This window comes from Sphaerisporangium sp. NPDC049003 (genome assembly GCF_043197795.1).
In the GTDB taxonomy this organism is placed as follows: domain Bacteria; phylum Actinomycetota; class Actinomycetes; order Streptosporangiales; family Streptosporangiaceae; genus Sphaerisporangium.
Window position 1 is genome coordinate 188,209 of sequence record NZ_JBICTU010000008.1, and the last position, 13,826, is coordinate 202,034.

Here is a 13,826-nt window from a genome sequence, read left to right on the forward strand (position 1 = left end):
CCGTGGCGGGTTGACGTCGACCAAGATCGTCGTCGCGGGCGGGTTCGGCGTCGGTAAGACGACCTTCGTGGGCGCCGTGTCCGAGATCGTCCCCCTCACCACCGAGGCGGTCATGACCGACGCCAGTGCCGGCATCGACGACCTGGGCCTCATTCCACGCAAGACCACCACGACGGTGGCGATGGACTTCGGCCGTGTGTCGCTGGACAGCGAGCTGATCCTCTATCTGTTCGGCACCCCCGGGCAGCACCGGTTCTGGTTCATGTGGGACGACCTGGTCAGGGGCGCCATCGGCGCGGTGGTCCTGGTCGACACGCGGCGGCTGGCCGACAGCTTCCCGGCCGTCGACTACTTCGAGGAGGCGAAGCTGCCGTTCGTCATCGGGCTCAACGGCTGGGACGGCAACCACCCGCACCAGGACGAGGAGGTGCGCGACGCCCTCACCCTGGGCCCGCACATCCCGATCGTACGGACCGACGCCCGGCAGCGGGACTCGGTGAAGAGCACGCTCATCGCCCTGGTCGAGCACGCTCTGACGATGCGGGTGTCCGTACCCGGCTGGAGAAGCTAGCGGCGCCGGACCTCCCTGCCCCCCGCTGGATACGCGTGACCGGGCCGCGGAGCGGATAGGCTGGGAGGTCGAGTCGCAGACGCAAACCCCGGACGACCCGTAGCGCAGAGGCTGGCCAATCACGTGTTCGAGACGCTTTCCGACCGGCTGACATCGGTCTTCTCCTCCCTGAAGTCCAAGGGGAGGCTGTCCGACGCCGACATCGACGCGACCTGTCGCGAGATCCGCATCGCTCTTCTCGAAGCGGACGTCGCGCTGCCGGTCGTCAAGGACTTCGTGTCCCATGTCAAGGAGCGCGCCCGGGGCGCGGAGGTCTCCCAGGCGCTCAACCCCGCCCAGCAGGTCGTCAAGATCGTCAACGACGAGCTTGTGCAGATCCTCGGCGGCGAGACCCGGCGGCTGCGGTTCGCCAAGAACCCGCCGACCGTCATCATGCTCGCCGGCCTCCAGGGCGCCGGCAAGACCACGCTGGCGGGCAAGCTCGCCCGCTGGCTGCGCGAGCAGAACCACGCCCCGCTCCTGGTCGCCGCCGACCTGCAGCGGCCCAACGCCGTCCAGCAGCTCCAGGTGGTCGGGCAGCGGGCGCAGGTCGCGGTGTACGCGCCCGAGCCCGGCAACGGCGTCGGCGACCCGGTCGCCGTGGCGCGCGAGTCGATCGAGCACGCCAGGCGCCGGCAGCACGACATCGTCATCATCGACACCGCCGGCCGCCTCGGCATCGACCAGGAGCTGATGAAGCAGGCCGCGGACATCCGTGACGCCGTCAGCCCCGACGAGGTCCTCTTCGTCGTCGACGCGATGATCGGCCAGGACGCCGTCACCACCGCGCAGGCGTTCATGGAGGGCGTCGGCTTCGACGGCGTCGTGCTCACCAAGCTCGACGGCGACGCCCGCGGCGGCGCGGCGCTCTCGGTGCGGCACATCACGGGCCGTCCGATCATGTTCGCCTCGACGGGTGAGAAGCTTGAGGACTTCGACGCCTTCCACCCCGACCGCATGGCGTCGCGCATCCTCGACATGGGCGACATCCTCACCCTGATCGAGCAGGCGCAGCGTACCTTCGACGAGGCCGACGCGGCCAAGATGGCGGGCAAGCTCGCCTCCGGCGACGGCTTCACGCTCGACGACTTCCTTGAGCAGATGATGATGGTCCGCAAGATGGGGCCGCTCAAGAACCTCCTCGGCATGATGCCCGGCATGGGGCAGATGCGCGACCAGCTCAACCAGGTCGACGAGCGCGACCTCGACCGGGTCGCGGCGATCATCCGCTCGATGACCCCGGCCGAGCGCCAGGAGCCGAAGATCATCAACGGCTCGCGGCGCGCCCGCATCGCGCGTGGCTCCGGCGTCAGCGTCACCGAGGTCAACAACCTGGTCACCCGCTTCTTCGACGCTCAGAAGATGATGAAGCAGGTGGCGGGAGGCATGGGCATCCCGGGCATGCCCGGGGGCCGCAAGGGCAAGGCCGTCCAGAAGAAGGTCAAGAAGGGCCGCCGCGTCAGCGGCGACCCGCGCAAGGCCGCGCTCGGCAAGGCGGGGGCGGCAGACGGCGGCTCGGGCGCGCCGCAGCTGCCTCCGGGCCTCGGCGGTCTCGGTGGCCTCGGCGGCCAGCTTCCGCCCGGCATTGAGCTCCCGCCGGGTTTCGACCCCTCGAAGCTCCGGCTGCCCGGCCAGAAGTAGCCGCGCTCACCCGCTGATTGCGCGCCGATTCGGACAGCACTCCGATCGTCTGGCAGAATGGCATGTTGGAACACCGTGACCGTGGGTGCCCTCTCACCCCCGCGAGTCACGTTTGTCCCTCGGGCGGTCATCCCGTCGTGCCCCACTCGGCGAGACGCCCGCTCACCCACGCTCGAAAGTCCAGGAGAGACCACACCCGTGGCAGTCAAGATCAAGCTCAAGCGGCTCGGCATGATCCGCAACCCGCAGTACCGCATCGTGGTGGCGGACAGTCGCACCAAGCGTGACGGCCGTGCGATCGAAGAGATCGGCCTCTACCACCCCAAGGAGAACCCGTCGTTCATCCAGGTGAACTCCGAGCGGGCGCAGTACTGGCTGGGTGTCGGCGCGCAGCCGACCGACCCGGTGCTGAAGCTGTTCAAGCTCACCGGTGACTGGCAGAAGTTCAAGGGCGAGGCGGCCCCTCCGGCTCTGCTCGTCGCCGAGCCCAAGGCCGACCGTCACGCGATCTACGAGGCCGCCGCGAAGGAGTCGCTCGCCGGCGACACCGGCAGCGGCAACGCCACCACGGCGCGCAAGCCCAAGAAGACCGTGAAGGCCGACGAGACCCCCGCGACCCCGGCCGAGCCGGCCGCGGAGGAGAAGCCGGAAGGCGAGGCCTGAGGTGCTTGAGGAAGCCCTCGAGCATCTGGTCAAGGGCATCGTCGAGCATCCCGACGACGTTCTGGTTCGTGCCCGTCGCATCCGCAGCGGGCGCGTCCTCGAGGTCCGGGTTCATCCCGAGGACCTCGGCAAGGTCATCGGCCGCGGTGGCCGCACGGCGAAGGCGCTTCGCACGGTTGTGAACGCCCTCGCCGACGGCAAGTACGTCAGGGTCGACCTGCTCGACCTCAACGAAGCCCGGTAACAAGACCTCAGAGGCCACGAACCCTCTGGGCAGGGGACCCCCGGCAGCCGGGCGGTCCCCTGTCGCGGTTCTCGGGGCATCAGTACGACTTTCGAAGTTCGAAGTTCGAAGGAGGAGCGACGTGCAGCTCGTCGTCGGCCGCATCGGCCGCCCGCACGGCATCCGTGGCGAGGTGACCGTCGAAGTGCGCACCGACGACCCCGAGTCGCGCTTCGCCCCCGGCACCTCGCTGGCGACCGACCCGGCGGGCGCCGGGCCGCTGGTCGTCGAGCGCATGCGCTGGAACAAGAACATCCTGGTGCTGGGCTTCGAGGGCGTCGCCGACCGCAGCGAGGCCGAAGAGCTGCGCGACACCATGCTCGTGATCGACTCCTCCGAGATCCCGCCGCCCGGCGACCCCGACGAGTTCTACGACCACCAGCTCATCGGCCTGTCCGTGGTGACGGTCACCGGTGAGGCCGTCGGCGAGATCGTCGACGTCCTGCACCACGGCCAGGACCTCCTTGTGATCCAGCGCGAGCAGGGAGAGGTCCTGATCCCGTTCGTCAAGCCCCTGGTCCCCGAGGTCGACCTGGACGCCAAGCGTGTCGTCGTGGACGCCCCGCCCGGCCTGCTCGATCCCGACGAGACGGTCTGATCATGGAACGGCCGGCGGTGGGCATGCGCGTCGACATCATCTCGATCTTCCCTGAGTACTTCGCCCCGCTCGACGTGTCCCTGATCGGCAAGGCGCGCCAGCGGGGTCTCCTCGACATCCGGGTGCACCAGCTCCGCGACTGGACCCACGACGTCCACCGCACGGTGGACGACACGCCGTACGGCGGCGGTCCCGGCATGGTGATGAAGCCCGAGCCGTGGAGCGAGGCCATCGACGCGGTCGCCGGTTCCGGCTCTGTCTCCGGCGAAGGGCCGCCGCGGCTGATCGTGCCGACGCCCAGTGGACGGCCGTTCACCCAGGAAGTCGCCCTGGAGTACGCCAAGGAGCCCTGGCTGCTCTTCGCGCCCGCCCGCTACGAGGGCATCGACTCCCGGGTCATGGCCGAGTACGGCTCGCGCCTGCGCCTCGACGAGGTCAGCATCGGCGACTACGTGCTGGCCGGGGGCGAGGCCGCCGTGCTGGTCATGGTCGAGGCCGTCGGCCGCCTGCTGCCCGGAGTGCTCGGCAACGCCGGCTCGGTGGCCGATGACTCCTTCGCGCCCGGGACCATGGCCGGCCTCCTGGAAGGCCCCGTCTACACCAAGCCGCCCGTCTGGCGCGGGCACGAGGTGCCGCCGATCCTGCTCTCGGGCAACCACGGGGCGATCGCCCGGTGGCGGCGGGACGAGGCGCTGCGCCGTACGGTCGCCAAAAGACCCGAACTGGCCGCGCGACTCGACCCCCAAAGCCTTGACAAGCATGATCGTGAGGTCCTCGACGACGCTTCGTTTCGCGTCCCGCCGGAAGATATGGCAAACTGAATCGCTGCCGCCAACTGACTTGTGGTCGGCGTGGCCGCTCCGGGCAGACGGGCCCGGCATCCGAGTCGTAATCAGCCCAGTGCTCGTGTCTTCCTCGTCGCCGTGCCTCATGCATGGCCGGGCGGACCTCCGAGCGCTCGCTTCAAATGAGGAACCGCTGTCATGCACACGCTGATCCAGGAGCTTGAGAAGGCCTCCGTACGTAGTGACGTCCCGAGCTTCCGCCCGGGCGACACGCTCGAGGTCCACGTCCGCGTCGTTGAAGGCAACCGGTCCCGTATCCAGGTCTTCAAGGGATTCGTGCTGCGCCGCCAGGGCGGTGGAGCCCGCGAGACGTTCACCGTCCGCAAGGTGAGCTACGGCGTCGGCGTCGAGCGCACGTTCCCGGTGCACAGCCCGGTCATCGAGAAGATCGAGGTCGTGACCCGCGGTGACGTCCGCCGGGCGAAGCTGTACTACATGCGCGACCTGCGCGGCAAGGCGGCCCGCATCCGCGAGAAGCGCGACGCGCTGCCGACCGCCAAGTAGGCTCGCACCACGCGTGGCCCGCACCCGTCAGGGATGCGGGCCATTTTGCTGAGCCGGATTGTCGCTGCATCCGGCCTGGTCGCCGAGTTTCTTTGGATGCCATGCCGAGTCGGCGACCCGCCGGGGAGCATGCATCATTTAGGCTCGACAGCGATGACTAGCGATGGCCAGGGGGCCGGCGGTCCGCGCCGCCCCGTCGAGGACGAGGTAGACGTGGTCGCGGAAGACACCAAGTCGGCAGCCAAAGACGGCAAGGGGAAAAAAGGCTCTTTCTGGCGCGAGCTACCGGTTCTGGTGGTGGTCGCGCTGGTCCTGGCGCTCATCATCAAGAGCTTCGTGATCCAGGCCTTTTACATCCCATCCGAGTCCATGGAGAACACCCTGCTGGTCAATGACAGGGTGCTCGTCAACAAGCTCGTGTACCACACCCGTGACATCGAGCGCGGCGACATCGTCGTGTTCTCCGGCGTCGACTCCTGGGCCAGCGAGATCCAGGTGCCCGAGCCGTCCAACCCCGTGGCGGGCTTCTTCCGCTGGGTCGGCACGGCCTTCGGCGTGGTCCCGGGGGAGAAGGACTACATCAAGCGCGTCATCGGCATTCCCGGCGACACGGTCAAGTGCTGCGACTCCAAAGGGCGCGTGACCGTCAACGGCGTTCCCCTGGAAGAGAAGGCCTATCTCTACCCCGACGACCAGCCGTCGCAGAAGTTCTTCGAGATCAAGGTGGAGAAGGGCCGCCTGTGGGTGATGGGCGACCACCGCTCGGTCTCCTACGACTCCCGGTCCCACCAGGGCGACCCCGGCGGCGGGGCGATTCCCGCCGACAAGGTCGTCGGGCGGGCGTTCGTCATCGTGTGGCCGTTCTCCCGCGCGACGACGCTGCCGATCCCCGACACCTTCAACCAGGCCGCGCTGAAGACCGCCGCCCTGGCCGGCGGCGCCTCCCCGCTGCTGCTCGGATTCGCCGGGGCGTTCCCCCTGGTGCGGCTACGCCGGCGCGTGCTCGACCGGGCCGGCGGCCGGTCCTACTGACGTTCGCCTTCCGAGTCTTCCGAGCCTTCCCGAAGCCGGAGGAGGCCTTCTCCTCTCACAGGAGGGTCCTTCCCGGTCCCCTGACGGCCGCCCGGCCGTCACGCGGCGCCGAAGTCATCCCCCAATGCACATGAAGGAGAAGGGGCTCCCTCCCCCTGGCGGACGCCGGGGATCGCCCCGCGGTTCTATGAGCGTCATCGAGGAGAAGCCGGAGCCCGACGACGTGCAGGCCACGTCCCCGGCGGAGGACGAGCCGGCGGGGGCCAAGAAGTCCGGCTGGCGGGAGTCGGTCCTGCTGGTGCTCGCCGGGGTCGCCGTCGCGGTCCTGGCGCGCCTGTTCGTCCTGGACTCCTTCTGGATCCCGTCCGAGTCCATGGAGGACACCCTGCTGATCAACGACAGGGTGATCGTCAACCGGCTGTCCGGTGACCTCGGGCGTGGTGAGGTGGTGGTCTTCAAGGGCTGGGACGGCAGCACCACGATCAAACGTGTCATCGGCATCGGCGGTGACCACATGAAGTGCTGTGACGCCAAGGGGCGCATCACGGTCAACGGGGTGGCGCTCGACGAGGAGTCCTATCTCAATCCGCAGGACTTCCCGTCGCAGAAGAAGTTCGACCTCACCGTTCCGAAGGGCCGGCTGTGGCTGATGGGAGACCATCGCGCGGCCTCGGAGGACTCCCGCGCCTTCATGGACGATGGGTACCACGGCACGATCTCCACCGACGACGTGATCGGCAGAGCCTTCATGCTCTACTGGCCGCTGTCGAGGGTGGGCACATTGCCGGTTCCCGAGACGTTCTCAAAGGTGCGATAGCGTACCCCTTCGGCCGATTGGGGCGTAGGCTTGCCCCATGGTCGCGCTCGTATCGCCGTTGATCGGCCAGGGGGCTCGACTCTCCCGCAGGTCTTCTCCCTCGCGGCGGGGCGCCGAGCCGCCTGTCTCATGACTGTTCTTTTTCGCCCTCGCCCCAGCATCGTGCGGCGGGATTCCGGGCTCTTCGGGTACGAGCGCGCGCTCGCACGGCGCGGCCTGGCGCCGGTCGCCGGAGTCGACGAGGCCGGCCGGGGAGCGTGCGCAGGTCCTCTTGTGGTGGCCGCGGTGGTCCTCGGATCCGAGATCGACGGCCTGGCGGACTCCAAGGTGCTCACTCCGGCCCGGCGCGAGGTTCTCCACGACCGCGTCCTCGCGACCGCGCGGGCGGTGAAGGTCGTGGTCATCCCGCCCGAGGAGATCGACGCGCGCGGCCTGCACAAGTGCAACATCGCCGGGATGCGGCGGGCCGTCGCCGGTCTCGGGTGCGATCTCGGGTACGTTCTGATCGACGGGTTCCCGGTGCCCGGTCTGCCCGCGCCGTCTCTGGCCGTGTGGAAGGGCGACCAGGTCTCGGCGTGCGTGGCGGCGGCGTCCATCGTCGCCAAGGTGACCAGGGACCGCATGATGACCTCGCTGGACGGCCGCTATCCCCAGTACGGCTTCGCCGAGCACAAGGGGTACGTCACGGCCGGGCACCGGCGAGCACTCGCCGCTCATGGCCCAAGTCCACATCATCGGTTCTCCTTTGTAACAGTGAACTCGGTGGTGCGGTCAGGAGCGGGCAGTGAGATAGGCGAGAATGGGGTGGGGGCCGGTGTCGCCTGATTGGTCGCGCCGGGGGAGGACGGGAAGTGGAGGACCGGGATGAGCGCAGAGGATCTCGAGAAATACGAGACCGAGATGGAGTTGCAGCTCTACCGGGAGTACCGCGATGTGGTCGGCTTGTTCACCTATGTCGTCGAGACCGAGCGGCGCTTCTACCTGACCAACTCCGTCGATCTCGACGTACGCACGGCCGAGAACGGCGATGTCTTCTTCGACGTCAAGATGCAGGACGCCTGGGTGTGGGATATGTACCGCCCCGCGAGGTTCGTGAAGAACGTCCGCGTCGTCACGTTCAAGGACGTCAACGTGGAAGAGCTGGCCAAACCCGACCTGGAAATGCCCAAGGAAGGCTTCTCCAGCTGACGACGCGTCCCCCCAGCCACCCTTACGACCTCAGGACCCACGGTGAGGGTCCTTCAACCGGCGCGCGCTCCCTCGGAGGGCACGCCAACGCCTGATGTGAGCTGCCGAGGCTGAGGTCTCTGTGGCCGACGCGGTTGTCCACAGGCCGGGTCGTCCGCTGTCCTGGAGGCGGCTGGACCTGAGGATCTTCGAGAATTCTCCGCGTACCTGGTGGACGGGGTCTGAGTCGCGGGTCGTTCACAGGGGGCCGGTTCGGGTGCGGTCGTCCACAGGCCGATGCCCAGCGCTTTGCCGTCCACAGAGCCCGGTTCTGTAGCCGGGCGAGTGCGTGGCGTGCGCGAAGGTCGGGGCCGGAGGTGGTCCCATGGCCGCGACGCACGAGCTTGGAAGACACGGCGAGCAACTCGCCGCCGATTACCTGCGGGCAGCAGGTCTGCAGATCCTGGAGCGAAACTGGTCGTGCCCCGAGGGTGAGATCGACATCCTGGCCCGTGACGGGCCCGTTCTCGCGGTCGTGGAGGTCAAGACCCGCTCGGGCCGCAGCCACGGCACCGCGTTCGAGGCCGTGACCCCGGCGAAGCTCGCACGGCTCCGCACGCTGGCGGCCAGGTGGCTCAGCGGCCAGCCCGAATGGTTCGCCTCCATCCGCATCGACGTGATCGCGCTGGAGCGGTTCGCCGGGGAGTTCTCCATCCGGCACGACCGGGGGGTGTCCTAGATGGCCGTCGCCCGCACGCGCTGCGTGGCACTGGTCGGGGTGAGCGGTCACGTGGTCGAGGTGGAGGCCGACGTGGGCCACGGCATCGCCGGGGTCACTTTGATCGGCATGCTCGACACGGCCCTGAGCGAGGCCCGCGACCGCGTCCGCTCGGCGGTGATCAACAGCCGGTACGCCTGGCCGGACGCGCGGGTCACCGTCAGCCTGTTCCCCGCCAGCCTGCCGAAAAGGGGCAGCTTGTTCGACCTGGCCATCGCGATCGCGCTGCTCGGGGCGGCCGGTCTGGTCCCGAGACAGCGGATCTCGCTCCCGTTCTTCCTGGGGGAGCTGGGGCTCGACGGCACCGTCAAAGCCGTGCGGGGAGTCCTGCCCGCGGTGGTGGCGGCGGTCGAGGCGGGGGCCAAGTGCGTGGTCGTCCCCGCGGCGAACGCCGCCGAGGCAGGCCTTGTCCCGGGTCTGACCGTGGTGCCGGTGCTCACCCTCGCCGAGCTGGTCGAATGGCTGCGCAGTGGCGATCAGGCCCACATGCCCACACTGCCCGACACCGTCGAGCCCTCGCCGTCGACGGGTCCGGACGTGTCGGCGGGGCCTTCGCCCGACCTGTCCGATGTCGCCGGTCAGGCCATGGCTCGCCATGCGCTCGAAGTGTGCGCCGCGGGGGGCCACAACCTCTGGATGATGGGGCAGCCCGGCACGGGGAAGACCATGCTCGCCGAGCGGCTGCCCACCCTGCTCCCGCCTCTCGACCGCGACCAGGCACTGGAGGTCACCGCCATCCATTCGGTCGCGGGCGTCCTGCCGCCGGGGCGCCCGCTGCTGAGGCACCCGCCGTTCATGGCGCCTCACCACACGGCCACCATCGCCGCCATCGTGGGCGGGGGCAGCGGTGTGATCCGGCCGGGGGCCGTCTCCCTCGCCCACAGGGGCGTCCTGTTCCTCGACGAGGCGCCGGAGTTCCCGTCCCGGGTTCTCGACTCGCTCCGCCAGCCCTTGGAGTCGGGTCAGGTCACCGTGGCACGGGCCGCGGGCACGGTGTCGTTCCCCGCCCGATTCATGCTGGTCCTCGCCGCGAACCCCTGCCCCTGCGCCCAGCCGTCCACTCCGGAGAGTCCTTGCCGGTGCACGCCCAATCAGCGCCGGCGCTACCTCGCCCGTCTCTCGGGGCCGTTGATCGATCGCATCGACGTCAAGGTGCGGCTCGCCCGCTCGACCAGGCGCGAGCTGCTGTCCGACCGCCAGTTCATCGAGCCCAGCGCGGTCGTGGCCGAGCGCGTGTCTATGGCCCGTGAGCGCACGCTCAAGCGGCTGGCGGGCACGCCGTGGAGGTGCAACGCCGAGATTCCCACCGCGGTGCTGCACGGCGATTACCGGCTGTCCCCGTCCGCGATGTCGCCCCTCTACCGGTGTCTGGACACCGGAGAGCTGAGCGCTCGCGGACTCGACCGTGTCATACGCGTCTCGTGGACCCTCGCCGACCTCATCGGCAAGGACAGACCCGACGTGGCGGAGACCAACACCGCCCTGGGCCTCTGGCTGGGTGCCGAATGAGCGACACCCATCCCACCCCCGACCGAAATCCCGTCCCAGCAGCAGACCCCACGCCGGCCGGAGCCCCCACCGCGTCCTCTGGACCCCTCGCCGGAACCGCCTCCGGAACCGCCTCCGGCACCGGCACCGGTACCGGCACCGGCACCGGTACCGGCACCGCCTCCGGTACCGGTACCGGCACCGGCAGAGGTGAGAGCTCAGGCCCTGGCACGCAGATCAGGGCGGACACCGAGGGGAAGCCGGGGCCCGAGATTCCTCCCCTCCCCGGCTCCGATGCATCACGCACGCCCGGCCCCGGTGGGCACCCGCATGCCTGGCCACCCGACCAGCGCCGGCGGAGCCTCGGTTCTCGGAGCGCCGGCGTCGGCGATGCCTGGGACGATGGAGGCCTTCGGTGGGACGCGGGGCGACTGGCCAGGGTGACGCTCATGCGCGTGGCGGACGCCGGAGACGGTCTGATGGGAAGGCTGGTCGCCGCGTACGGGCCCCAGGGAGCCCTCGGGCAGGTGCGGCTGGGACGGCTCGATCCCGGGTTCGTCGAAGAGCTGATGACCAGGAAGGGGCGTCCACCCGACGTCGACCGCATCCTCGGGGCGTGGCGGGCACGCCTTCCGGCGGCCGATCCCATCGCGGACCTTACCGAGGGAGGAGAGCTGGGTGCCCGCCTGATCGTTCCAGGCGACCTGGAGTGGCCGACTCAGCTCGACGACCTGGGGCCCGAGCGACCCTTGGGCCTCTGGCTCCATGGAAACGCTGATCTGCGCTTCTCCTGCCTTCGCTCCGTGGCCGTGGTGGGGTCCCGGGCGGCCACGCCCTATGGCGCCCACGTGGCAGCGGAGCTTGGCGCGGGGCTGAGCGAGGCGGGCTGGACGGTGATCTCCGGTGGCGCCTACGGGGTGGACGCGGCGGCACACCGAGGAGCCCTGGCCGGTGCCGCGCGGACCGTCGCGGTGCTGGCCTGTGGCACCGACATCGCGTATCCCGCCGCCAACCAGGATCTTTTCACCGCGATCCGGCGGAGGGGCGTGGTCGTCAGCGAGTGCCCTCTCGGCGTCCGGCCTACGCGGCCGCGCTTTCTCGTCCGCAACCGGGTCATCGCCGCGCTCTCCCGGGGCACCGTGGTCGTGGAGGCGGCCCTTCGCAGCGGAGCGCTCAACACCGCCGGCCATGCCATCAGCCTGAGACGCCACCTGGCGGCTGTGCCCGGCCCGGTCACGTCGGAGAACTCTGCCGGGTGCCACCGGCTGATCCGAAGGGCGGAGGCCGTGTGCGTGACCTCGGCCCGCGAAGTGATCGAGCTGGTCGGAGCGATAGGCGACGACCTCGCGCCGGATCCGAGGGGGCCTGTGCTGCCACGGGACGCGCTCGACGACGAGACCCGCAGCGTCCTGGAGGCGGTGCCCGCACGCGTCGGCGCCGGCCCGGCGACGATCGCGGTCACGGCCGGCGTCGATGTTCTGACGGTGCTGCGCTGCCTCGGGGCCCTCGCCGCCGCCGGATACATCGAGCGTGCCAACCGAGGCTGGCGCCTCCGCCGAGGCAAGTAGCACCCCCATCCGGCTGGGATGGGTCAGCGGGGCCATCTGGGGAGGAGGCGTACCTGTCCGAGGCCGACGAGGAGGAGGGCGTCGAGGTAGCGGGTTTCGTTGATCAGGCCCCAGTGCAGGCAGGACACCGGGCAGTGGTTGATCGTCTCCTCGACGACGCCGATGACGTCTCCAAGCTCGACCGCCTGCCCGCGCCGGACCGACGCGTGAACGGGCAGGTACGTGGTGCGCAGTCCTCCGGGATGAACGATCATGACCACCCCGCGTCCGGCGAGTGGTGCGGCGTAGCCCACGGTGCCTGGGCCGGCCGCCCTGACCACCTGTCCCGGAAGGGCGGCGAGGTCCACTCCCCGATGACCGGGAAGCCACGCGAGCGCTGGAGGGGCGAAGCGGCGCATGATCTTCGGAGCCCCGTCAAGCGGGAGCCGCCATCGGGGCCGTGCGGTCGAGGGTGCCATCGGGCCCGCCGTGGCCATGGGAAGCGGGCCTGGGAGTCGCGGTTCATCGGACGGGAAACCCTGTTCGGCCGTACTCGGATCCACGGAGTCCCGGCCGATGGCGGCGGGGACGCGAGTGATGGGGACGGGGGCGAGGGGACTGAGAGCGAGGGAGCCGAGAGGAGCGGGGCTGTGGGCAGCGGGGCTGCCGGTGGCGGGGCTACTGGTGGCGGGCCTACCGGTGGCGGGCCTACCGGTGGCGGGGCTACTGGTGGCGGCGGCCATGCCGCGGGTCGGGGGAGTCGCCGAGGCGGAGGTGAGCGTGAGCAGGAACACCGCCAGCAGGCGGATCTGAAAAGGTCGCACAGGAGGACACTGGCCTGGACCGACTGTGTCGAGGACGGCCGAGCGCCGTTCTGTGCATAAGCCTCCAAGCACAGCGCGGGGGACCGTCAGGGCTTCTGCGAGGTGCGGGGGACCGTCGGGCTTCTGCGACGGCGCGGGGGACCGTCAAGGCTTCTGCGAGGCGCGGGGGACCGTCAGGGCCTCTGCGACGGGACGGAGGACCGTCAGGGCTTCTGCGACGGTGCGGAGGGCCCACCGGTCAGGTTGGTCGCGACGGGATATGCGCGGCGCGCTGGGAGGTGTCCGGATGGCGGTCGGGAAGGTCATCGAGGAACTGGGTGTCGAGGTGGGCCTGGAACTGCCTCCCGTCCAGGTGACGGGTGAAGATCCCGTTTTTCCGACCCCTTTCAGGGTCGGAACGGCCGCTGCGGCATGCGTGGGTGCGGTAGCCGCCGCCGTCGCCCTATTCGAGCGGAACCGGTCCTCCGAGGTGTCGTCCGCCTTCCCGGGTGCTTCGGGTGCTTCGGGTGCTTCGGGTGCTTCGGGTGCTTCGGGTGCTTCGGGTGGTCCGGGTGGTCGTGGTCCGGGAGATTCGGGTGGGCCGGGTGTGCGGTTGGGGGAGGGTGATCCTGGTGCGGCGTCGAGCGTGAGCACTGGGTCGGCGGCCGGCGAGAACGGTGGCGTTGGCGGTGGTGAGGCTGAGGTCGCTGTGGATCTTCGCGACGCCGCTGTCGCTGTGGATGTTCGCGAGGCCGCTGTGGCGTTTCGGGACGAGCGATACTTCCGCGTCGACGGAGAGCTGTCCGTCGGGTGGGCGCCGCTGTCGGGTGACTACCGTACGGCGGATGGCTGGGTCCGGCTGCACTGCAACTTCGATCATCACCGGGACGCCGTGCTTCACGTCTTCGATCTTCCTTCCGGAGCTGACAGGGCCGATGTCGCCGAGGCTTGTGCCCGTCGTACGGCGCAGGGCGTGGAGCAGGCCGTGACGGAGGCGGGAGGGTGCGCGGCCGCGATGCGGAGCCGTGCGGAATGGCAGGAGCACCCCCA

General features: G+C 69.8%; 15 protein-coding genes and 1 pseudogene. 15 read left to right on the forward strand and 1 reads right to left on the reverse strand.

Translation table 11 applies throughout. From position 1 onward, the window contains the following. Positions 1-10: 10 nt before the first annotated feature. The 14 genes from ACGFIV_RS11350 to dprA all read left to right on the forward strand — a co-directional run bounded on the left by ACGFIV_RS11350 (position 11) and on the right by dprA (position 11,994). Positions 11-571, forward strand: coding sequence for an ATP/GTP-binding protein (locus ACGFIV_RS11350; protein WP_358547511.1), 561 nt, complete (start codon positions 11-13; stop codon positions 569-571). Positions 572-694: 123 nt separating this feature from the next. Further along, positions 695-2,251: a signal recognition particle protein gene (ffh, locus tag ACGFIV_RS11355; RefSeq protein ID WP_358547509.1), complete on the forward strand. Its 1,557-nt coding sequence runs from the start codon at positions 695-697 to the stop codon at positions 2,249-2,251. 198 nt (positions 2,252-2,449) lie between these two features. After that, positions 2,450-2,914, forward strand: a complete 465-nt coding sequence (gene rpsP / locus ACGFIV_RS11360; RefSeq protein WP_358547506.1) for a 30S ribosomal protein S16 — start codon at positions 2,450-2,452, stop codon at positions 2,912-2,914. A gap of 1 nt (position 2,915) precedes the next feature. Beyond that, positions 2,916-3,158, forward strand: a complete 243-nt coding sequence (locus ACGFIV_RS11365) for an RNA-binding protein (protein ID WP_358547504.1) — start codon at positions 2,916-2,918, stop codon at positions 3,156-3,158. A gap of 121 nt (positions 3,159-3,279) precedes the next feature. After that, complete coding sequence (rimM, locus tag ACGFIV_RS11370) at positions 3,280-3,795, forward strand: ribosome maturation factor RimM (protein WP_392834070.1); 516 nt, start codon at positions 3,280-3,282, stop codon at positions 3,793-3,795. 23 nt (positions 3,796-3,818) lie between these two features. Further along, entirely contained in the window at positions 3,819-4,616 is a 798-nt protein-coding gene (gene trmD, locus ACGFIV_RS11375) for a tRNA (guanosine(37)-N1)-methyltransferase TrmD (RefSeq protein ID WP_392834175.1), read from the forward strand. A 162-nt stretch (positions 4,617-4,778) separates the two neighbouring features. Continuing rightward, on the forward strand, positions 4,779-5,144 hold the full coding sequence (gene rplS, locus ACGFIV_RS11380; RefSeq protein ID WP_358547499.1) for a 50S ribosomal protein L19: 366 nt from the start codon (positions 4,779-4,781) through the stop codon (positions 5,142-5,144). A 153-nt stretch (positions 5,145-5,297) separates the two neighbouring features. Next, positions 5,298-6,176: a signal peptidase I gene (gene lepB, locus ACGFIV_RS11385; RefSeq protein WP_358547496.1), complete on the forward strand. Its 879-nt coding sequence runs from the start codon at positions 5,298-5,300 to the stop codon at positions 6,174-6,176. A gap of 187 nt (positions 6,177-6,363) precedes the next feature. Further along, on the forward strand, positions 6,364-6,993 hold the full coding sequence (gene lepB, locus ACGFIV_RS11390) for a signal peptidase I (RefSeq protein WP_392834074.1): 630 nt from the start codon (positions 6,364-6,366) through the stop codon (positions 6,991-6,993). A gap of 162 nt (positions 6,994-7,155) precedes the next feature. Further along, positions 7,156-7,818: a ribonuclease HII gene (locus ACGFIV_RS11395; protein WP_358547490.1), complete on the forward strand. Its 663-nt coding sequence runs from the start codon at positions 7,156-7,158 to the stop codon at positions 7,816-7,818. Between the two features lie 39 nt (positions 7,819-7,857). Continuing rightward, on the forward strand, positions 7,858-8,181 hold the full coding sequence (locus tag ACGFIV_RS11400) for a DUF2469 domain-containing protein (protein ID WP_030511723.1): 324 nt from the start codon (positions 7,858-7,860) through the stop codon (positions 8,179-8,181). Positions 8,182-8,545: 364 nt separating this feature from the next. Continuing rightward, positions 8,546-8,899: a YraN family protein gene (locus ACGFIV_RS11405; protein ID WP_358547487.1), complete on the forward strand. Its 354-nt coding sequence runs from the start codon at positions 8,546-8,548 to the stop codon at positions 8,897-8,899. Beyond that, positions 8,900-10,447: a YifB family Mg chelatase-like AAA ATPase gene (locus ACGFIV_RS11410; RefSeq protein ID WP_358547484.1), complete on the forward strand. Its 1,548-nt coding sequence runs from the start codon at positions 8,900-8,902 to the stop codon at positions 10,445-10,447. It abuts the gene before it with no gap. 428 nt (positions 10,448-10,875) lie between these two features. Then, the gene (gene dprA / locus ACGFIV_RS11415; protein WP_358547481.1) at positions 10,876-11,994 is read left to right on the forward strand and encodes a DNA-processing protein DprA; all 1,119 of its coding nucleotides are present in this window, start codon (positions 10,876-10,878) and stop codon (positions 11,992-11,994) included. Positions 11,995-12,017: 23 nt separating this feature from the next. Here dprA and ACGFIV_RS11420 read toward each other — a convergent pair whose 3' ends face one another. Then, positions 12,018-12,797 (reverse strand): peptidoglycan DD-metalloendopeptidase family protein, encoded by a 780-nt coding sequence (locus ACGFIV_RS11420; protein ID WP_358547478.1) that lies wholly within the window; start codon positions 12,795-12,797, stop codon positions 12,018-12,020. A 286-nt stretch (positions 12,798-13,083) separates the two neighbouring features. Between ACGFIV_RS11420 and ACGFIV_RS11425 the strand changes: the two are divergent. Continuing rightward, positions 13,084-13,809: pseudogene (locus ACGFIV_RS11425) on the forward strand (hypothetical protein); the annotation flags it as partial. Positions 13,810-13,826 lie beyond the last annotated feature (17 nt).